Genomic DNA, 20,183 nt, shown 5'->3' on the forward strand with positions numbered 1-20,183 from the left:
CGGGCTCGCAGCCCTTGCAACTGTTCGGGTTCAGGAAGACACCGGAGCTGTCCCTTGCTCTTTAGCAGGCTCTGTCGCCTTTGGGCGCAACGGGCTCAGTTCCGGCAACGGGCGGTTCTGATCCAACCGCCCGTTGCCACATTCTGGCAGATTTCGGGGACACACGCAGGGAGCTGTCTCGAAGCAGGTTGCGAGGCAGCACCGACCGCACAGATGCGACGAATCCGAACGGAGGCGGCCATCGTCAGATTTCCGGACAACGAGGGGGCTACTTGCGCCTCCGAACTGCTTCATTGAACATTTCAGTAAAAGCCGTTTGCTAAACACGCGGCTATGGCCGACCTTCCGGCTCTCCTGTTGTTCGGATGGGCTGGATTGCTCCTGCCGGGCGACATCGGCGGTCGCATTCGGCAAGATTTTGCGGAATTTTCGCTGCAACTGCGAACATCCCGCTTGCGCGCGAACACTGTAAGTCTTTTCGCCAGGCTCGCGACAAACGGGGCTTGACGATCTCCAGAATTTAGTAATACGTTTAGTTCTGTAAAAAAACTAAACATCACGCATCGGGCCGATGTGTGGGAGGAGCCCAAGCCATTCCGGAGCCGTCTCCGGAAGCGGTCCGTCTCGTCCTTCACTCATCGCTCCTCAAACTCGGTTTCAGGGTCTCGGCGTCGTTCCGGCAGGAAGCGCCGAGCGGATTGGATGCTTCAACGAGAGAGGAAACGGATATGCGGACATTCAGTTGGTTGAGAAGCTCGGCGGCCACCACGGTTCTCGGAGCGGCGCTGCTGGGGGGATTTGGCGGAGGCGAAGCTGCGGCCCAAGGTAAGCAGCTCACGCTGTGCTGGGCGGCATGGGATCCCGCCAACGCGCTGGTCGAACTCGGCAAGGACTTCACGAAACAATCCGGCATCGAGATGAAATACGAGTTCGTCCCATGGACGAGCTATGCCGATCGCTTCCTCAATGAGCTCAACTCCCACGGCAAGCTCTGCGACCTGATCATCGGCGACAGCCAGTGGATCGGCGGAGCCGCCGAGAACAAGTGGTACGTCAAGCTCAACGATTTCTTCGACAAGGAGAAGATATCGATGGACGACTTCGTTCCGGCGACGGTTGTCGGCTATTCGCAGTGGCCGAAGAACTCGCCGAACTATTGGGCGCTGCCGGCCATGGCCGATGCGGTCGGCTGGACTTATCGCAAGGACTGGTTCTCGCGGCCCGAAATTCAATCCGCGTTCAAGGCCAAGTACGGCCGCGACCTGGCGCCGCCGAAGACCTATGACGAGCTGAAGCAGGTCGCCGAGTTCTTCCAGGGCCGCGAGATCGACGGCAAAAAGGTCTACGGCGCCTACATCTTCACCGAGCGCGGCTCCGAAGGCATCACCATGGGCGTGACCAACGTGCTCTACAATTACGGCTTCAGCTACGACAATCCCAAGAAGCCGTACCAAATGCAGGGCGTCGTCAATTCGGCCGAGGCGGCCAAGGGGCTCGAGTTCTACAAGGAGCTCTACAAGTGCTGCACCGCGCCGGGCATGACCAACGCCTACATGCAGGAGGGGCTCGACGCCTTCAAGTCCGGCCAGGTGGCGATGCAGATGAACTGGTTCGCCTTCTTCCCCGGCCTGTACAAGGATCCGAATGTCGGCGGCGACAGAATAGGCTTCTTCGTCAATCCGGCCGGTCCAGGCGGACACTTCACCCAGCTTGGCGGGCAGGGGATCTCGGTGGTCGCGACCTCCGACCGCAAGGACGACGCGCTGGCCTACATCAAATGGTTCGCGCAGCCCGCCGTGCAGCAGAAATGGTGGCAGCTCGGCGGCTACTCGGCCCTCAAGGCGGTCGTCGACGCGCCCGACTTCCCGAAGAGCGCAGCGTTCGCACCGCAATTCCTGGAGTCGATGGGCATCGTCAAGGACTTCTGGGCCGAGCCATCCTACGCGCAACTGCTGCTCGACATGCAGAAGCGGGTGCATGACTACGTCGTTGCCGACAAGGGCACGGCGCAGCAAGCGCTCGATCTCCTCGTCAAGGACTGGACCAAGGTCTTCAAGGAACAGGGCAAGCAGGTCGCGTCGCAATAGACTCGGGTTCTCGCATCAACTGAACTGGTTTCCCCGGGGAGGTGCCTCGGGGAAGCCGAACCAGCCAACCGATGGACAAGATGACGACGATCTTTCAACCTGATCATGCTACGATCGCCGGCGTGAGTGAGCCCGCCAAATCGCGCGCCACGCGGCGTGTCCGCGGCCTGTCGGACCGGACCATCGCCTGGCTGTTCGTTGCGCCGACGATCGGGCTGCTGCTCGCGATCAATATCTTTCCGCTGATCTGGATGATCCGGCTGTCGTTCACCAGCCTCAATCTCAGCATGTCCTATCTGCCGCTGCGGTTCGTCGGGCTCGACAATTTCACCGACATTCTCGGCGACGAGGACATCTGGTTCCGCCTGCAGACCACGGCGCAATTCGTGATCTGGTCAGTGACGCTGCAGGTGATCATCGGGTTTGGCCTCGCGCTGCTCATCAACCGCCAGTTCCGCGGCCACAGCTTCTGGACCACGATCATCCTGCTGCCGATGATGCTGTCACCGGCGGTGGTCGGCAACTTCTGGACACTGCTGTTGCAGCCGCAGATCGGTCCGTTCAACTACCTGATCAGCCTGTTCACGGGTGTGCCGCCGAGCTCGTTCAGCATGACCGGGCAGGTCTCGCTCGCACCCTGGACCATCGTGCTGGTCGACACCTGGATGTGGGCTCCCTACGTCATGCTGATCTGCCTCGCCGGGCTTCGGTCCATTCCCGACTACATCTATGAGGCGGCCGAAGTCGATCGCGCCTCAGCCTGGCGGCAGTTCTGGTCGATCACGCTGCCGATGACGGTTCCATTCCTGATGCTCGCCGTGCTTTTCCGCGCGATCGAGAACTTCAAGATGTTCGACATGGTCAATCTGTTGACGTCCGGAGGCCCCGGCTCGACCACCGAGCTCGTGTCGATCACGCTGAAGCGCGCCGCGTTCGAGAAATGGCGCACCGGGTATTCCTCCGCGCTCGCCATCATCCTGTTCGTGACCGTGTTCGGTGCCGCCAACATCTACGTCAAAGCGCTCAACAAGGTGAAGCAACGATGACCGCCGTCCTCACCAAGTCCACCGCTCACTCCATCGTGGAGGCCTCGCCGCGCGCGAAGGCCGTGGCCGGCGGCCTCGTGATCCTCTACGCCGTGATCACGATCCTGCCGCTGCTCTGGATCGTCGCCACCGCATTCAAGTCGCAGAGTGACGCCATCGCCTATCCGCCGAAGGTGATCTTCCAGCCGACCCTCGAGGGTTACGTGAACCTCTTTACCGTACGTACCCGCCAGACACCGGATTTTATCGCCAAGCTGCCGCCGCCGGAGACGTGGTACGACAAGCTCGTGCGCCAGCGCGACATGGTCATTGCCGGACCGTCGAAGGTCGTGCCGCGCTTCGTCAACTCGCTGATCATCGGGTTCGGCTCGACCTTCCTGGCCGTCTTTCTCGGCACGCTCGCAGCCTACGCCTTCTCGCGCTTCCGCATTCCCCTGGCAGACGATCTTCTATTCTTCATCCTGTCGACGCGCATGATGCCGCCCGTTGCCGTGGCGATCCCGATCTATCTGATGTACCGGCAGCTCAACCTGACCGACACCAGGCTCGGAATGATCCTGCTCTATACCGCCGTGAACGTCTCGCTCGCGGTCTGGCTGCTCAAGGGGTTCATCGACGAGATCCCGCGCGAATACGAGGAGGCCGCCCTCGTCGACGGCTACACGCGGCTCCAGGCCCTGCGCAAGGTCGTGTTGCCGCAGGCCGTCACGGGGATCGCCGCGACCGCAATCTTCTGTCTGATCTTCTCGTGGAACGAGTACGCGTTCGCGGTTCTCCTGACGAGCGGCGAGGCACAGACCATGCCGCCCTTCATTCCCTTCATCATCGGCGAGGGCGGGCAGGACTGGCCGGCGGTTGCTGCCGCGACCACACTGTTCGTCGTGCCGATCGTCCTGTTCACCGTGTTGTTGCGCAAGCACTTGTTGCGCGGCATCACCTTCGGAGCTGTGCGCAAATGAGCGGTTCTGCGGTTGAAAAAAGCGGAATGTCTCGCTGGTTGCTGCGTGGGCCTTGGGAGGCCGGCGCGATGACCCTGATAGGGGGCGGCATCGTCATGCTGGTGCAGCCGTGGTCGATCGATCTGTACAGCTATTCCTTCGGGACCATCCTCGCCGGCACGGTTGGCTACGTCATCGTCAGCCATTTTCCGGAATAGGGCGGCAGCCATGGCACAAATCCGCGTCGAAAACCTGCGCAAGTCGTTCGATCAGTTCACGGCCGTTGAAGGCTCGAACTTCACCATCGACGACGGCACCTTTTTTGCGATGCTCGGGCCCTCCGGCTGCGGCAAGACAACCACGCTGCGCATGATCGCTGGCCTCGAGCTGCCAACCGAGGGCAAGATCCTGCTCGACGGCGAGGACGTGACCTTCCGCCGCGCCGCCGCCCGCGATATCGCCTTCGTCTTCCAGCTCTTTGCGCTCTATCCACACATGAATGTAGCGGGCAACATTGGCTTTCCCCTGAAGTGCCAGGGCATGGGGCGGCGCGAGATTCGCGAGCGGGTGCAGGAAACCGCGCGGCTGCTGCGGATCGAGCATCTCGTGTCGAGCAAGACGTCGAAGCTCTCGGGCGGCGACCGGCAGCGCGTCGCGCTTGGCCGCGCCATGGTGAGGCGGCCGAAGGCCTTCCTGATGGATGAGCCGCTCGGGGCGCTCGATGCCGAGTTTCGGCATCTGATGTGCGGCGAGCTTCGCGACCTGCACGAGCGCATCGGTGCGACCACTGTTTACGTGACGCACGACCAGCTCGAAGCGATGTCGATGGCGGATCAGATCGCGGTCATGAACAAGGGACGGGTCGAGCAGATCGGCTCGCCGCAAGAAGTCTATGACCGGCCCGCCAGCATGTTCGTGGCCGATTTCATCGGCTCGCCGCCGATGAATTTCCTGCGGTTTGAAAGCGGCTTGCGGTCGGGGGATCGGACTGTCGCCTTTCATAGCGTCAGCGTCGACGTCCCGGAGATCCGCGAGGATCGTGCGAGCGCACCGCTGGCGCTCGGGATACGTCCTGAGCACATCCGCTTTGCCGACGAGGCTCCCGTCCGCGGCGAAGTGTTCGGTGCCGAATATCTCGGCACCACGCAGATCGTCACCGTCGACACGCCGCACGGACGCCTCGCGGCGCGGCTGCCCTCCAGCGCGTCGGTGCGGATCGGCGAGACGGTGGGTCTTGAATTCCACTCCGAGCGGCTGGCGCTGTTCGATGTCGCCAGCGGTCTCGCTGTTCGAACCGCCAATGAGGGGAGGGTGCGCCATGGCTGACGTCGCGTTGCGCAACATTAGCAAGCGTTTCGGCGCGGCCGAGGCGGTCCGCGAGCTTTCGCTGGCGGTGAACGATGGAGAGTTCCTGGTCCTGCTCGGGCCGAGCGGCGCGGGCAAAACCACGACGTTGCGGCTGATCACGGGGCTCGAGACCCCCGACACCGGCTCGGTCATGATCGACGGCCGCGACGTGACGCGTGATCCGCCGGGATCACGCGATATCGCCTTCGTCTTCCAGCAATATTCACTGTATCCGCACCTCACGGTCTATGACAATCTGGCATTTCCGTTGCGCTCTCCCGCACGGCGCGTGCCGGAGCCGATCATCCGCAAGCGCGTCGAACGGACTGCGGAGCTGTTGCACATCGCAAGCAAGCTGAACAACCGTGCAACCCGTCTGTCCGGAGGCGAAATGCAGCGGGTGGCGATCGGCCGCGCGCTGGTTCGCGATCCCTCGATCTACCTGATGGACGAGCCGCTCTCATCGCTGGATGCGAAGCTGCGTGCGGAGCTTCGTCTCGAGCTCAAGCGGATCCAGCTCGAGCTTGGCGCGACCATTCTGTACGTGACCCACGATCAGGTCGAGGCCATGACGATGGCTTCCAGGATCGGCGTGATCAGGGACGGCCAGCTCCTTCAGTGCGGTACGCCGCGGGAGATCTACGAAAGTCCTTCATCGAGCTATGTCGCCTCGCGCCTCGGCACGCCTCAGATCAACTTCCTTCCGGCCCGTCTGTTGTCAGACGTGCCGGTGCCGCCGGGGACGGAGACCGTTGGTATCCGAACCGAGCATCTGCAAATTGCCGCGCGCAACGGCGGACGAATGGTCGGCCGCGTGCACCGCGTCGAGCACCTCGGCGAGCAGAATCACGTCCACCTGGACTACAAGGGCGAGATGCTGGTGACGCTTGCGGATCCGCGCCGGCCGCTTCAGTCCGGCCAGGAGGTCGAACTACACCTGCTGCATCCGCTCTGTTTCGATCGCGCGGGGCAACGCATCCCTGCGATGGTTCACTAGAGGATCCGTTCGATGTCGCTGCAACCCGAGACATTCAAGTCGCTGGTCAAGATGGCCGCAGAGCAGGTCATCGCGAGCGCGCCGGAACTCACGACCCTGGATCAAGCGATCGGCGACGGCGACCATGGAACGAACATGAAGCGCGGCTTTGAGGCCGTGCTCGGCAAGCTCGATGCCATTTCGGCGCAGCCGCTGGACGAGGGGCTGAAGATGATCGGCAAGACGCTGGTGATGACCGTCGGAGGCGCCTCCGGGCCGCTTTACGGCAGTTTCTTTCTTGGCGCGGGCGAAGCACTTTCGCAAGACAAGCACCTGCCGGACGATCTCGCGGACGTCTTTGGCAGCGGCGTGAATGCGGTGAGCGCGCGGGGGCGCTCGCAGGCGGGCGAGAAGACAATGCTCGACGTGCTTGTTCCCGTCCTGGAAACGTTGAGGACGGCGGCCGGTCAGCCGGATCTGATCGCGCGGGTCCGAGCCACTGCTGCCGAAGCAGTCGAGCGGACTGCACCGATGCAGGCCACCAAGGGGCGAGCGTCGTTCCTCGGGCCGCGCAGCGTCGGACATGTCGATCCCGGCGCACGTTCGAGCTGCATACTCGTGCAGGCGGTCTGCGCGAGCCTGGAGGGACAGCAATGACCGACACTGTGGGTATCGTGATCGTCTCGCATTCGAAGGATATCGCCAAGGGCACCGCCGACATGGTGCGGCAGATGGTCGGCAGCGAGGTCAAGGTGGCCTTCTGCGGCGGCAATCCCGACGGCGGGCTCGGCACGAGCGTCTCCCTGATCATCGATGCCATCAACGATGCCTGGTCGGCGAAGGGCGTCGCGATCCTCGTCGATCTCGGCGGCGCAGAGACCAACAGCGAAATGGCGGTCGAAATGCTGGAGCCCGCACGGCGCGAGCTCGTTGTCGTATGCAACGCGCCGATCGTCGAGGGCGCCGTGATGGCGGCGACCGAGGCGGCGGGCGGCAGCTCACTGGCCCAGGTGAAGGCCGTGGCCGAGGAACTCTCTGCCGACTGACGCGTCGGCGAAGCGATGATGGAAGATGAGCATGCTGGACAGAGCGGACGGACAGACATTCATCGGCAATGTACGGCTGGTGCACGCGGTGGGTATGCATGCACGCCCGGCGGTCAAGCTCACAAAGCTTGCCAAGAAGTTCGAGGCGCAGATTTTCGTTCGGGTGGCGGGCGCGGCCGAGTGGATCAATGCCAAGAGTGTGGCCAAGATCATGGCCATGCGTGCGGCGCACGGCAGCACGATCGAAATCAAGGCATCCGGCAGTGACGCCGAGGCCGCCGTCGCGGCGCTGGTCGACCTGATCGCAACTGATTTTCCGGACGGAGCTTCGTAGCATGCAGGGAGGCGCGACAGGACTGGCCTACCGCGGCAGAACCGCCTCGATCGGCTTTGCCCATGGCCCGTTCGTCCGCGTCGATGCGGGCACGAACGGCGAGCGCGTCGCGGGTACCTTGGTCGAAGAGGCACTCGCGCTGCGCAGTGCGATAGACGTGGCGAGCGGGCAGATTGCGGAGCTTGCCACGATCGCCGGAGGCGAAGCCGCGCAAATTCTCGAATTCCAGGTCGCATTGCTGGAGGATGAAGATTTCATCGAGGCGATCTTCGCGTCGATCGGGGAGGGGAGTTCTGCGGACGTGGCGTGGCGTTCGGCGCTCGATGAGCAGATTGCCGATTACAATTCGGCAGAGGACGAATATCTGAAGGCGCGCTCGTCGGATCTCGCTGACCTGCGCGACCGCGTGATCAACATTCTGCGGGGAGGCGAAGGCCAGGTCCTGAAGATTCCGAGCGGCGCCGTCGTCTGCGCCGACGATCTGCCGCCCTCGCGATTCCTTGAGATCGACTGGTCCAGCGGCGGCGGTCTGGCGCTCCTGCGCGGCAGCCCCACGAGCCACGTCGCCATGCTGGCGCGGGCACGGGGGATCCCCATGGTCGTGCAACTCGGCGCCATTCCGGAGATCGGAGCCACGGCGCTGCTCGACGGCGAAAGTGCGATGCTCGAGCTCGATCCAAATGCGGAGCAGGTCCGGCTGTTCGAGAAGCGGCGCGAGAACCATCGCAAGAGCAGGGCGTCTGCGCGCGCAATCCTGCGGCGGCCGACGGCTTCGTGGCGCGGCGAGCGGATCAAGCTGTTCATCAATATCCAGCGCGTCGACGATCTCGATCACGCCGACGCACAATACGCAGATGGCATCGGCCTGATGCGCACCGAATTTCTGCTCACCGAGCGGGGGCGCCTGCCCGATGAGGAGGCCCAGTTCGCAGCCTACGATGCGGTGTTGCGTTGGGCCGACCGGCGTCCAGTCACCATTCGTACATTTGACGCCGGTGGCGACAAGCCGGTGCCCGGCTTCACGCTGGACGGCGAAGCCAATCCCTTCCTGGGGGTTCGCGGCTTGCGGCTTTGCCTGGCCCGGCCCGACGTCTTTACCGTTCAACTTCGCGCGCTCGCGCGTGCCGCCGTGCGCGGAAACCTCAAGGTCATGTTTCCGATGGTCACATCGGCGGACGAGCTCGAAGCAGGGCGGAAGCTGTTCGCTGAAATCGTGCAGCGCTTGCAGCTGGACGGCATTGACGCGATGCTCCCCGAGCTGGGAATCATGGTCGAAGTCCCGGCGGCGGCCCTTGCGATTGCGAGCTTCAAGGCTTCCTTCTTCTCGATCGGCTCGAACGATCTCGCGCAATATGTCCTTGCCTGCGATCGTTCCAATGGAGCTCTCGCCCCCTTGATGGATCCACTACATCCGGCCTTGCTCGAACTGATCGCACGGACCGCGGAGCACGGCCGGCGCGCCGGCATCAGCGTCAGCCTGTGCGGCGACATGGCGAGCGACCCGCGCTGCCTTCCCGCATTGTTGAATTGCGGCTTGCGGGAGCTGTCCGTGAATGCATCGGCGCTCGCACAGATCAAGCGGACGATCGACCGGCTGAGCAACGGAGGCGGGCTTGGCTGACACGGCGATCGATGAACCGGCAGAAGCCGGCGCTGTTGCGGTCTACAAGCGCATCTTCAAGGAAGTGCTGGAGAGCCGCCCGTCGGGCATGCGGCTGCGTCTGGCGCATGCCATCGGGAAGAACCGCAGCTTCGTCAGCCAGATCAGCAACCCCGCCTATCCGGTGCCGATACCCGTGCAGCACCTCAATACGATCTTCGATGTCTGCCACTTCCCGCCGCAGGCGAAGGCCGCCTTCCTTCGTGCCTATGCGCGTGCCCATCCGCGCCGGATCGGCCGGCTGACGGAGGGATCGCATGAGCGGAGCTTGACGCTGCATTTGCCGGATCTCGGCAGCGCCAAGCGGAACGCCGAACTCGATGCGCTGCTCCAGGATTTTGCGAGGCGCTTGATTGCCATCATGCGGGAAAAATAGCGTGAGGCCAGGGGAGAAAACGGGGAGGAGACAATGAAGAAGTTCATCAACTCGGTCGACGGCGTGCTCGCAGAGAGTCTCGACGGGCTTGCTGGTGCGCATGCCGATCTCGTCGCGCTCGGGCCGGAGCGGAAATTCGTGCGACGTCGTGAGCTGAACCCGAAGAAGGTCGCACTCGTGTCCGGTGGCGGCAGCGGGCATGAGCCGCTGCATGCGGGCTTCGTCGGCTATGGCATGCTCGATGCCGCCTGTCCGGGGCAGGTCTTCACGTCGCCAACGCCGGACCAGATCGTCGAGGCCGCGCAAGCGGTTTCTGGTGAAGCCGGCGTGCTGTTCATCGTGAAGAACTATGCGGGGGACCGCATGAATTTCGAGATGGCGGCCGAGATCGCCGAGGGCCGCACGGCGACGATCGTGACGGACGATGACGTCGCGGTCGAGAACTCCACGCACAGCATCGGACGCCGCGGCGTGGCCGGCACGCTGATCGTCGAGAAGGTCGTCGGCGCGGCTGCCGAGAAGGGTGCTGACCTGAAAAGTTGCGCTGCGCTCGGTGAGCGCGTCAATGCGCGGACGCGATCGATGGGCGTGGCGTTGACGAGCTGCACGGTCCCGGCCGCGGGCACGCCGACCTTTTCGCTTCGGGAGGACGAGATGGAGATGGGGGTCGGCATTCACGGTGAACCGGGGCGCCGCCGCGTCAAGCTGGAGCAGGCCGATGCGATCGCAGACGAGATGACAACGGCCATCGCGCAGGATCTCGACGCGCGCGGTGGGGGCGAGGCCATCCTGCTCGTCAACGGATTTGGCGGGACGCCGACGATCGAGCTCTATCTGATGTACAATGCTGCGCGGCGGATGCTCGAGAAGCGCGGCTTGCGCATCGCTCGCTCGCTGGTCGGCAGCTTCGTCACCTCGCTGGACATGGCCGGGTGCTCGCTCACCGTGAGCCTGCTCGATAGCGAGACCGCGGCACTGTGGGACCATCCCGTGCGTACGCCCGCGTTGAAATGGTGACCGCGGCTGGGAACGGCTGCTGATTTTTTTCCGATCGCGCTCCGGCGGACGATCGGTCCGGGGGCCACGCCTCACGCACGTATCGGAATTTTCCGGTTCCCCCTCCCTGAAACTTGCCGTGTCCCTCGGACACGGCTTCTTTTATGTGGCGGTAGACGGCTATTTCCCTGTCCGTCGCACGCCTCTGGTCCGACGAGCCCATTATGTGCCGCCGTCGGATTGGCCGGGTGTGTGATGCAAGTTCATCACGTCCCTCTGCGACGTTGGAGTGGATGGGGCTTACCCTCGCAGCGAAGCCGTCGCGCGGGCCGGTTTGGCAGCAAATTTGGTAGCAAAGGACTGGCCAAAAACTGGCTAGATAATCGAACCATCTCTAAAAAACCGAACGAAACCAGTATAGATACGTCGCCGTGTCCTCCCAGGATTGGATCGACAGAGAAGCCTAAGTGATTGAAAATCATTGGAAATTTAGCTGTGCGCCGATGATGGACTGGACCGACCGGCATTGCCGGGTGTTCCATCGGCAACTGACGCGGCGGGGGTTGCTCTATACGGAGATGCTGACCACGGGCGCAATCATCCATGGCGACCGGGAGCGGCTGCTAGGGTTCGACGCGTGCGAGCATCCGGTGGCGCTTCAGCTTGGCGGGTCTGATCCCAAGGAGCTCGCGCAGGCCGCGCGGATTGGCGAGGCGTTCGGCTATGACGAGATCAATCTCAATGTCGGTTGCCCCTCCGATCGCGTGAAGGACGGCCGTTTCGGCGCCTGCCTCATGGCGGAGCCGGAGCTCGTGGCGAGATGCGTTGATGCCATGAAGCACGTGGTCGCCGTTCCCGTCACGGTGAAGTGCCGTATCGGGATCGACGACCAGGATCCGGAGGTCGCGCTCGATGCGCTCGCGCGTGCGGTGGTGGCGTCCGGCTGCGATGCGCTGATCGTGCACGCGCGCAAGGCTTGGCTCAACGGCTTGTCGCCGAAGGAGAACCGCGACATCCCGCCGCTCGATTATGATCGCGTCTATCGGCTCAAGCGCGCGATGCCTGGTGTGCCCGTCATCATCAATGGCGGCGTTCGGAGCATTGACCAGGCAAAGGCGCATCTTGCCCATGTTGACGGCGTGATGCTCGGCCGCGCCGCCTATCAGGAGCCGTGGCGGCTGCTCAGCGTCGATGCCGACATCTTCGGCGAGGCGGCACCGCACGCCTCCATGCAGGACGCGCTCGAGGCGATGATGCCCTACATCGAAGGGCAGCTGGCGCGCGGCACCCGGCTGCACGCCATCACGCGGCATTTCGTCGGCGCATTCCATGCCGTGCCCGGCGCACGGGCGTTCCGCCGCCATCTTGCCGAGCAAGGGGTAAAGCCGGGTGCCGGTCTCGACGTGCTGCGCGATGCGATCGCGCGCGTCGGTGCAAGCGCGCCGGCCGAGGCGGCGGCGTAGCCGCCCCTTGCTAGTCGACCGCCGTGCGGGAGCGGCGAGGGCTGCTCTGGAGTTCCGGATATCCTGTCAGCATCAGCGTATCCGCCCGCACGCCCCAGCTTTGCAGGCGATCCAGGAAGCTCATGCCGAGCAGATTGGTCTTCATCTGGCCGCGTTGCACCACGAGGGCCGGCACCGACTTCTCGACCAGCTTGCCGACGGCGAGACGGTCGAGCGTGAGCCGGGCGGCCTTGGTGTGACCGCCCGCGGTCTCGAGGTCGACATCGTATTCCAGCATTTCGAGCGGCAGCCCGATCGCCTTTGCGGTTTCCCAGGTCAGCACCACCGACGTCGCGCCGGTATCGATCACCATCGGTGCGGTGACGCCATTGATCTTCGCGCGCAGCGTGAATTCGCCGCCCTGGCTGCGCGGGATCTGGACGGCCGGTGCCGGGGAGGCGGCCTGTGCGCGAAAAATGTGCGAGACCTTGTGGCTGGCTCGCGCGATCTGGTCGGGATCGCCATAGGCGACGACGGCACCTGCCGTGCCGGCGAGCATGATCAGAACGAGCAGGAGGCGGATCATCGCGCGCCTCCGAATGTACGCAGGCGGATCAGATGCGTTTCGGCGACGCCGCAATCGGCATAAGTCCAGCCTCCGCCATGCGCGCCGGCAAGAGGGCCATGATCGCGAGCCGGTCCACGCTCTCCATTGTGTGCCAGCGCGCGATCTCGGGCAAGGTCCGGCCGCAGCCGAAGCACAGTTTGGTCTTGGGATCGATCATGCAGACGGCGACGCACGGCGTTTCTTTGCTCATACGGACATAGTGAGGGATGATCGGGCATGTCGGCAAGCATCTGGTTAGGAACCTGTGCCGGCGCTCATGATCGGCTTGTGGCGCGGCCGGCGTTTCTCGTCCGGCAGGACGGAACTTTCCGGCTGGAGAGGCGGAGAATCATCCGACAGCGGCGCCAGCGCGCTCATCACGCGCTCCGGCGGGAAGGTGACGATTACCTCGGTGCCGATGCGCAGCTTCGATTTCAGCGTGAACGTGCCGCCATGCAGGTCGATCAGATTCTTGGCGATCGGCAGGCCGAGGCCGGCGCCCTGTTCCGCTGACTTGATCGAATTGGAGCCTTGGCCGAAGGATGCGAGCACCACCGGGATCTCGTCCTCGGGGATGCCGGAGCCGGTATCCTTTACCGAGAGATATTGCCCGCCCGAGGCGGTCCATCCCGCCTTGAGCCAGATCTCGCCGCCTTGCGGGGTGAACTTGATCGCGTTGGAGAGCAGATTGAGCACGACCTGGCGGATCGCGCGCTCATCGGCCCAAAGCCGCGGCATGGCCTGCTCGAACACTTCGTGGATGGTGATACCGCGGCTCGAAGCACGCAGCTTCATCAAATGATGGCAGTCTGCGACGATACCGACCAGCGACACCGCTTCCTCGTTGAGTTCGTAGCGGCCGGCCTCGATCCGCGACAGATCGAGGATCTCGTTGATGAGGTTCAGCAGGTGCACGCCGGAATTATGGATGTCCGCCGAGTACTCCTTGTAAACCGGCACCGCATGCGCGCCGAAAATTTCGCTCTTCATCACCTCGGAGAAGCCGAGAATGGCGTTCAGCGGCGTGCGCAGCTCGTGGCTCATCTGCGCGAGGAAGCGCGACTTGGCGACATTGGCGGCTTCGGCGCGGTGGCGGGCTTCGTCCGAGATTGCCTTGGCCTGTTCCAACTCGCCGATCAGCGCATCCTTCTCTGCGCGCGCTTCCAGCGTGGCAAAGGTGGAGGAGTGCAGGCGGTGCGCCAGCAGGACGAAATAGCCTTCGGCCGCGAGCGCGAGTGCCGCCAGGATGTAATTGTCCAGCGAGCCGGTCATCACGAAGCTCAGCGCCATCGCGACGGCGACCGGCGCGGTGGCGGCAACGGCGGCGATCGGCAGATTGGCAGCGAGCATGCTCGATACTGCGATCACCAGCAGCATCAGGAACATCATCAGCGTTTCCGTGACCATGTCGAGCACGGGATGGATCAGGATCGCCATCCAGCACAGGCCATAGAGCAGGTCGAGCATGACAAAGCGCGTCCGCCATGCGCGCGTCGCGGAGGGCGAGGCGGGCTCGGTCAGGAAGCGCCGACAACTGCGGATCATGGCGCTGTGGATGCAAAGCATGCCGGCGGTCCAGGCCGCGGCCGGGATCGGCTGCATCCACAGCCCGAACAGCATGCCGGTCGCCACCACCAGCAGCATCACGACATAGGAGGCAGACAGTCGCGTCTGGGCGTATTGCCGCAGCATCTCGGCGTCGAAGGCCGGCCGGGTTCCACTGGTCGACGTTAACTTGTCGCGTGCCTCGCGCACCCGCTGCGCCGCAGCCCTTCGGCTGCTCGCCGATGGCGCGCTCACCGGCTCGGCCGGAAGCTGCACAACCTCGGGCTTTTCAGCGGGGTTACTCATCAAGCAACACGGTTCCTGCCCACGCCGGACGCGGGCCTTCTGCATTGTCTATCTGTGGCAAGAAATCCTTAAGAGCTGACTTAAGGAGCTAAAGAATTACGTTAACCCGGCGTTAATTCGGATCTCGCCTGCGCCGTTCAATGCAGTGCCGCGTGCTGCGCGATGTACACCAGGGCCCCGGCCAAATATCCCACCAAGGCCGGCCCCGCGATGCGGCGCGCGTACCAGAAGAACTCGATCTTCTCGAGGCCCATGGCGGCAACACCCGCCGCCGAACCGATGATCAGGATCGAGCCGCCGGTGCCGGCGCAATAGGCGATGAACTCCCAGATGAAGCTGTCGGGCGGATAATGCGCGAGGTCGTACATGCCCATGGTCGCGGCGACCAGCGGTACGTTGTCGATGACGGCGCTCAGCAGGCCGAGCACGACGACGATGACGTCCTGGCGGCCGATGGCGGTATCCAGCCAGCGCGCCAGCATCGACAGCAGGCCGGCATGCTCGAGGCAGGCAACCGCGAGCAGGATGCCGACGAAGAACACGACCGAGCTCATGTCGATCCGGGTCAGCGCGTGCACCAGCGTGAGAGGCTGGCGCACGTGTTCCTCCTTGTGGCGATGCACGATCTCGCCGACCAGCCAGAGCACGCCGAGGCCGAACAGGATGCCCATGAAGGGCGCCAGATGCGTGACCGCCTTGAACGCCGGCACCGCGATCAGTGTGCCGAGGCCGAGATAGAACATGAGGTTGCGCTCGAACCGGTCGACGGCCAGCAATCCGTTATCTTTCGGCGGCGGTGCGATGATCTTGCCCCTGAGCGAGAAGCTGATGAAGACGAGCGGCACCAGCAGATTGAGCAGCGAGGGCAGGAACACCGCGCTCATGATCTTGAGCGGCGAGATCTGTCCGCCGATCCACAACATGGTCGTGGTGACGTCGCCGATCACGGTCCAGGCGCCGCCGGCATTGGCGGCAATGACGATGAGGGAGGCGAACAACAGGCGGTCGTCGCGGCGGGCGATCAGCTTCTGGATCAGCGAGATCATGACGATGGTGGTCGTCAGATTATCCAGAATCGCGCTGAGGAAGAACGTGACGAAGCCGATCAGCCAGATCAGCGTGACCTGGCTCGTGGTGCGGATCAGCGAGGTGATGACCTCGAAGCCATCATGGGCGTCGATCACCTCGACGATCGTCATGGCGCAGATCAAGAAGAAGACGATCTGCGCGGTGGAGCCGACGGACGCGTCGAGCTGGCGGCCGACCAGCGCGTGGTCGCCGGTTGCGACAGCGTAGATGGTCCACAGCAGCCCAGCGCCGAGCAGCGCCGTAGCGCTCTTGTTGACGCGAAGCGGGTGCTCGAGCGCGATCGCCGCATAGGCGAGGATGAAGATGGCGGCGATCGCGATCAGCAAGGTCGTTTCAGAACGTCAGCTGTCAGCGATTGAGTCGTGCAAGCAGGCTCGACGTATCCCAGCGCTTGCCACCCATCTTCTCGACCTCGGAGTAGAACTGGTCGACCAGCGCTGTCACTGGCAGATTGGCGCCGTTGCGGCGGGCTTCCGCCAGCGAGATCGAGAGGTCCTTGCGCATCCATTCGACCGCGAAGCCGAAATCGTACTTGCCCTCGTTCATGGTCTTGTAGCGGTTCTCCATCTGCCAGGACTGTGCGGCCCCTTTCGAGATGGTCTCGATCACCGCGGCGACGTCGAGGCCACTCTTCTTGGCGAAGTGGATGCCCTCGGAGAGACCCTGCACCAGACCGGCGATGCAGATCTGGTTGACCATCTTCGTCAGCTGGCCGCTTCCGGCGGGCCCGAGCAGCTTGCACATCCGTGCATAGGCGCCCGTGATGATCGGCTCGGCGCCCGAATAAGCGTCTTGCGCGCCGCCGCACATCACGGTCAGCACACCGTTCTCGGCGCCGGCCTGGCCGCCGGAGACGGGCGCATCGACGAATTTGAAGCCGGCCTTGGTGGCGGCCGCGTCGAGCTCACGTGCGACCTCGGCGGAGGCCGTGGTATGGTCGACGAAGGTCGCACCCTTCTTCATGCCGGCGAACGCGCCGTCGGGGCCGATCGTGACCGCGCGCAGATCGTTGTCGTTGCCGACGCAGCACATCACGAAATCCTGGCCCTCGGCGGCCGCCTTCGGCGTCGGTGCGGTCTTGCCGCCGAATTTGTCGGCCCATTCTTTCGCCTTGGCCGCGGTGCGGTTGTAGACGGTGACCTCATGGCCCCCTTTTTTCACGAGGTGTCCGGCCATGGGGAAGCCCATCACGCCGAGACCGAGGAAAGCGACTTTAGCCATTGTGGTACCTTGTCCGTAGTTTGGGTTTTACGGTTCTTGCCAGGCGGGGGACGCCTGGGTTCCGCGGTGAGGGCGGATCGGAGGCGCACCATAAACCCTTGAGGGCAGAGGGCAACGGCTTCGTTTGGCGGCCTCCTGTGCTAGGATGGTGGACCTAAGGACTTCAAAACAAGGGAGCGAGAGCATGGGCGGCGTGAGCGTTGGCGTCCTCGATCATTTCAACATCCGGACGCGTAATCTGGCCGAGACCGTCCGCTTCTACGAGGATGTGCTGGGCCTGGAAAAAGGGCCACGGCCGAATTTCGTCTTCCCGGGCGCCTGGATGTATAGCGAGGGCAAGCCAGTGGTGCACCTCGTCGATATTTCTCCGACCGCCGAGCCACAAAAGCCGGATTCCGGCGTTGTCCACCACGTCGCCTTCGTCAGTCGCGGCTTTGACGGCATGAAACAGCGGCTGGCGTCAAAGGGGATGAAGTTCGAGTCTCGCCAGGTGCCCGGCGGCGACCTCTGGCAGATCTTCGTCCACGACCCCAACGGGGTCATGATCGAGCTGAACTACGAGGCCGCCAGGGAGCAGGGGGCGGCGCCTGCCGAAAAAGCCGACGATATCGGCAGGCAGTAGCCTTTTGGGCGTTTCCGCTCTAATGGGGCATCCTCAAGTCCAGGAGATGCGCTTTGAGCGTGACGCAGCAACAGGTTCTCGACAGCCTCACCAAGGTCAAATCACCCCGCGGGGTCGCGCTCACCCATGCCAATGTGCTGAGCGCGATCAGCGCGTCGGACGGCAAGGTGTTCTTCTCGATCAATGTCGATGCCGCCGAGGCAAGGGCCTGGGAATCGGTCCGGGCCGAAGCGGAGGCCGCCGTGCGCACCATTCCCGGCGTCACCACGGTCATGGTGGCGTTGACCGCCGAGCGCAAGCCGGGTGCCGCGCCGCCGCCACCCCCGCAACCGAGCCGCGGCTCGCCTGGCGTGCAGCCGGTCCATGCCCACAAGCCGCCGCAGGGCGGTGGGTCGCCGATGGCACGGCAGTCTGAGATCCCCGGCGTCGCCGCGGTGATTGCGGTGGCGTCCGGCAAGGGCGGCGTCGGCAAGTCGACCACGGCGCTCAATCTGGCGCTCGGCCTGCGCGACCTCGGCCTCAAGGTCGGGCTGCTCGATGCCGACATCTACGGCCCCTCAGTGCCACGCCTGACGGGCCTGCGCGACAAGCCGGAGCTGAACGGCGAGCGCAAGATGATTCCGCTTCGGCGTTTCGGCCTCGCAATCATGTCGATCGGTTTCCTGGTCGAGGAGGAGACCGCGATGATCTGGCGCGGTCCCATGGTGATGTCGGCGGTGACGCAGATGCTGCGCGACGTCGAATGGGGCAAGCTCGACGTGCTCGTCGTCGACATGCCGCCGGGCACCGGCGATGCCCAGCTCACGCTGGCGCAGAACGTGCCGCTCAAGGGCGCGGTGATCGTCTCGACCCCGCAGGATCTGTCCCTGATCGACGCGCGGCGGGGCCTTGCCATGTTCAAGAAGGTCAACGTGCCCGTGCTCGGCATCGTCGAGAACATGAGTTACTTCCAGTGCCCGCATTGCGGCACGCGGTCGGACATTTTCGGTCATGGCGGGGCGCGGCATGAAGCCGAGAAGCTCGGGGTACCGTTCCTGGGCGAGATCCCCCTGCACATGGCGATTCGCGCCACCTCGGACGCCGGCAATCCCGTGGTCGACAGCGAGCCGGACGGTCCCCATGCGGCGATCTACCGCGCCATCGCCGGCCAGGTCCGGGACCAGCTCAAGGGTGTCATCGCGGCGGCCTGATCCGATCCCAGCGGCCAGCTGCGGGGACATGCGACTTTCGTAGAGCCCCGTCATGCCATTGTCGCGTTCCGCAAGCGGGGCTTCCGTGTTAAAGGCCCACGGCAGTCAAGCCCCTTCGGTTCGGCGCGTCCCGACGCGTCGCCGGAATGCGCGGCGGCAAGAAGAGAAGTCAAGGGGAAACGCCCCAGCAAGGAGAGACCTGAGATGAAGCGTCGTGATTTTCTCAAAGTGTCGGCAGCAGGCGCGGCGGCGACCGCGGTGGCCTCGCCGGCGATCGCGCAGTCCTCGCCCGAGGTAAAGTGGCGGCTGACTTCGAGCTTTCCGAAGTCACTCGACACCATCTATGGCGGCGCCGAGCAGGTGGCGAAATACGTCGCCGAAATGACTGACAACAAGTTCCAGATCCAGGTGTTCGCGGCCGGTGAAATCGTCCCTGGCCTGCAGGCCCTCGATGCGACCTCGAACGGCACGGTCGAGATGTGCCACACCGTCTCCTACTATTACGTCGGCAAGGATCCGACCTTCGCGATCTTCGCCTCGGTGCCGTTCGGCCTCAACGCGCGCCAGCAGAATTCGTGGCTCTACCAGGGCGGCGGCAACGAGCTCGCCAACGAGTTCTTCAAGAAGTCGAATGTGATCGGCTTCCCTTGCGGCAACACCGGCACCCAGATGGGCGGCTGGTTCCGCAAGGAGATCAAGACGGTCGCCGACCTCTCCGGCCTCAAGATGCGCATCGGCGGCATCGCCGGCCAGGTGCTTCAGAAGGTCGGCGTGGTGCCGCAGCAGCTCGCCGGCGGCGACATTTATCCCGCGCTGGAAAAGGGCACCATCGACGCCGCCGAGTGGGTCGGTCCCTACGATGACGAGAAGCTCGGCTTCGCCAAGGTCGCCAAGTACTACTACTATCCAGGCTTCTGGGAAGGCGGCCCGACCGTGCATGCCTTCACCAACCTGGAAAAGTGGAATGCGCTGCCGAAGAATTACCAGGCGATTCTCACCAACGCGATGGCCAATGCCAACACCTGGATGGCCGCGCGCTACGATATGCAGAACCCGTCGGCGTTGAAGCGTCTGGTCGCGGGTGGCACCCAGCTCCGTCCCTTCACCAACGAAGTGCTGGAGGCCTGCCTCAAGGCGACTAACGAATTGTGGGCGGAGACCTCGGCCAAGAACGCCGACTTCAAGAAGTCGATCGACGCCATGCAGGCCTACCGCTCCGACGAATATCTGTGGTGGCAGGTCGCCGAATACACCTATGACAGCTTCATGATCCGCTCGCGCACCCGCGGCTGATCTACGGCTTAATTCGTAAGACCGGATAGCCCGGCCTCGCAGGAGGCCGGGCTTTTTCGTTG

General features: G+C 63.8%; 21 protein-coding genes. 16 read left to right on the forward strand and 5 right to left on the reverse strand.

Annotated features, from left to right (window positions below; genetic code table 11):
* The first annotated feature begins 728 nt into the window (after positions 1-728).
* The 13 genes from EAV90_RS07900 to dusA all read left to right on the forward strand — a co-directional run bounded on the left by EAV90_RS07900 (position 729) and on the right by dusA (position 12,269).
* A complete protein-coding gene (locus tag EAV90_RS07900; protein ID WP_129143093.1) occupies positions 729-2,087 on the forward strand; it encodes an ABC transporter substrate-binding protein in 1,359 nt (452 codons plus the stop codon).
* Between the two features lie 71 nt (positions 2,088-2,158).
* Positions 2,159-3,133 (forward strand): carbohydrate ABC transporter permease, encoded by a 975-nt coding sequence (locus EAV90_RS07905; protein WP_122403891.1) that lies wholly within the window; start codon positions 2,159-2,161, stop codon positions 3,131-3,133.
* Positions 3,130-4,092 (forward strand): carbohydrate ABC transporter permease, encoded by a 963-nt coding sequence (locus tag EAV90_RS07910; RefSeq protein WP_091883329.1) that lies wholly within the window; start codon positions 3,130-3,132, stop codon positions 4,090-4,092. The genes EAV90_RS07905 and EAV90_RS07910 overlap by 4 nt, the downstream gene beginning before the upstream one ends.
* Before the next feature lie 68 nt (positions 4,093-4,160).
* Positions 4,161-4,289 carry a hypothetical protein gene (locus tag EAV90_RS41620; protein ID WP_430644722.1) on the forward strand — a complete coding sequence of 43 codons (129 nt, stop codon included), beginning with the start codon at positions 4,161-4,163 and terminating at the stop codon, positions 4,287-4,289.
* Between the two features lie 10 nt (positions 4,290-4,299).
* Positions 4,300-5,397: an ABC transporter ATP-binding protein gene (locus EAV90_RS07920; RefSeq protein ID WP_129143095.1), complete on the forward strand. Its 1,098-nt coding sequence runs from the start codon at positions 4,300-4,302 to the stop codon at positions 5,395-5,397.
* Complete coding sequence (locus EAV90_RS07925; RefSeq protein ID WP_129143096.1) at positions 5,390-6,415, forward strand: ABC transporter ATP-binding protein; 1,026 nt, start codon at positions 5,390-5,392, stop codon at positions 6,413-6,415. Before EAV90_RS07920 ends, EAV90_RS07925 begins: the two co-directional genes overlap by 8 nt.
* 12 nt (positions 6,416-6,427) lie before the next feature.
* Complete coding sequence (gene dhaL / locus EAV90_RS07930; protein ID WP_129143097.1) at positions 6,428-7,051, forward strand: dihydroxyacetone kinase subunit DhaL; 624 nt, start codon at positions 6,428-6,430, stop codon at positions 7,049-7,051.
* Positions 7,048-7,440 carry a dihydroxyacetone kinase phosphoryl donor subunit DhaM gene (dhaM, locus tag EAV90_RS07935; RefSeq protein WP_129143098.1) on the forward strand — a complete coding sequence of 131 codons (393 nt, stop codon included), beginning with the start codon at positions 7,048-7,050 and terminating at the stop codon, positions 7,438-7,440. Before dhaL ends, dhaM begins: the two co-directional genes overlap by 4 nt.
* Before the next feature lie 25 nt (positions 7,441-7,465).
* Positions 7,466-7,774: an HPr family phosphocarrier protein gene (locus tag EAV90_RS07940; RefSeq protein ID WP_129143099.1), complete on the forward strand. Its 309-nt coding sequence runs from the start codon at positions 7,466-7,468 to the stop codon at positions 7,772-7,774.
* A 1-nt stretch (position 7,775) separates the two neighbouring features.
* Positions 7,776-9,395, forward strand: coding sequence for a phosphoenolpyruvate--protein phosphotransferase (ptsP, locus tag EAV90_RS07945; protein WP_129143100.1), 1,620 nt, complete (start codon positions 7,776-7,778; stop codon positions 9,393-9,395).
* Positions 9,388-9,810 carry a hypothetical protein gene (locus EAV90_RS07950; protein WP_122403882.1) on the forward strand — a complete coding sequence of 141 codons (423 nt, stop codon included), beginning with the start codon at positions 9,388-9,390 and terminating at the stop codon, positions 9,808-9,810. Before ptsP ends, EAV90_RS07950 begins: the two co-directional genes overlap by 8 nt.
* A gap of 33 nt (positions 9,811-9,843) precedes the next feature.
* Positions 9,844-10,827 carry a dihydroxyacetone kinase subunit DhaK gene (dhaK, locus tag EAV90_RS07955; RefSeq protein ID WP_129143101.1) on the forward strand — a complete coding sequence of 328 codons (984 nt, stop codon included), beginning with the start codon at positions 9,844-9,846 and terminating at the stop codon, positions 10,825-10,827.
* Positions 10,828-11,273: 446 nt separating this feature from the next.
* The gene (gene dusA, locus EAV90_RS07960; protein WP_283810448.1) at positions 11,274-12,269 is read left to right on the forward strand and encodes a tRNA dihydrouridine(20/20a) synthase DusA; all 996 of its coding nucleotides are present in this window, start codon (positions 11,274-11,276) and stop codon (positions 12,267-12,269) included.
* A 10-nt stretch (positions 12,270-12,279) separates the two neighbouring features.
* On the opposite strand, the gene EAV90_RS07965 is transcribed toward dusA, so the two are convergent.
* The 5 genes from EAV90_RS07965 to EAV90_RS07985 all read right to left on the reverse strand — a co-directional run bounded on the left by EAV90_RS07965 (position 12,280) and on the right by EAV90_RS07985 (position 17,016).
* Positions 12,280-12,834, reverse strand: coding sequence for a TIGR02281 family clan AA aspartic protease (locus tag EAV90_RS07965; protein ID WP_122403879.1), 555 nt, complete (start codon positions 12,832-12,834; stop codon positions 12,280-12,282).
* A gap of 28 nt (positions 12,835-12,862) precedes the next feature.
* Positions 12,863-13,066 (reverse strand): DUF1289 domain-containing protein, encoded by a 204-nt coding sequence (locus tag EAV90_RS07970; protein ID WP_122403878.1) that lies wholly within the window; start codon positions 13,064-13,066, stop codon positions 12,863-12,865.
* Positions 13,067-13,110: 44 nt separating this feature from the next.
* Positions 13,111-14,706, reverse strand: a complete 1,596-nt coding sequence (locus tag EAV90_RS07975; protein WP_164936831.1) for a sensor histidine kinase — start codon at positions 14,704-14,706, stop codon at positions 13,111-13,113.
* 137 nt (positions 14,707-14,843) lie between these two features.
* Complete coding sequence (gene nhaD, locus EAV90_RS07980; RefSeq protein ID WP_129143103.1) at positions 14,844-16,121, reverse strand: sodium:proton antiporter NhaD; 1,278 nt, start codon at positions 16,119-16,121, stop codon at positions 14,844-14,846.
* A 22-nt stretch (positions 16,122-16,143) separates the two neighbouring features.
* Positions 16,144-17,016 carry an NAD(P)-dependent oxidoreductase gene (locus EAV90_RS07985; protein WP_122403875.1) on the reverse strand — a complete coding sequence of 291 codons (873 nt, stop codon included), beginning with the start codon at positions 17,014-17,016 and terminating at the stop codon, positions 16,144-16,146.
* Positions 17,017-17,200: 184 nt separating this feature from the next.
* Here EAV90_RS07985 and EAV90_RS07990 point away from each other — a divergent pair, with 184 nt between their 5' ends.
* The 3 genes from EAV90_RS07990 to EAV90_RS08000 all read left to right on the forward strand — a co-directional run bounded on the left by EAV90_RS07990 (position 17,201) and on the right by EAV90_RS08000 (position 20,121).
* Positions 17,201-17,638: a VOC family protein gene (locus tag EAV90_RS07990; protein ID WP_129143104.1), complete on the forward strand. Its 438-nt coding sequence runs from the start codon at positions 17,201-17,203 to the stop codon at positions 17,636-17,638.
* Positions 17,639-17,691: 53 nt separating this feature from the next.
* Entirely contained in the window at positions 17,692-18,828 is a 1,137-nt protein-coding gene (locus EAV90_RS07995; RefSeq protein ID WP_122403873.1) for an Mrp/NBP35 family ATP-binding protein, read from the forward strand.
* 204 nt (positions 18,829-19,032) lie between these two features.
* The gene (locus EAV90_RS08000) at positions 19,033-20,121 is read left to right on the forward strand and encodes a TRAP transporter substrate-binding protein (protein ID WP_122403872.1); all 1,089 of its coding nucleotides are present in this window, start codon (positions 19,033-19,035) and stop codon (positions 20,119-20,121) included.
* Positions 20,122-20,183: the final 62 nt, after the last annotated feature.

The organism is Bradyrhizobium vignae, assembly GCF_004114425.1.
Lineage (GTDB): Bacteria > Pseudomonadota > Alphaproteobacteria > Rhizobiales > Xanthobacteraceae > Bradyrhizobium > Bradyrhizobium vignae.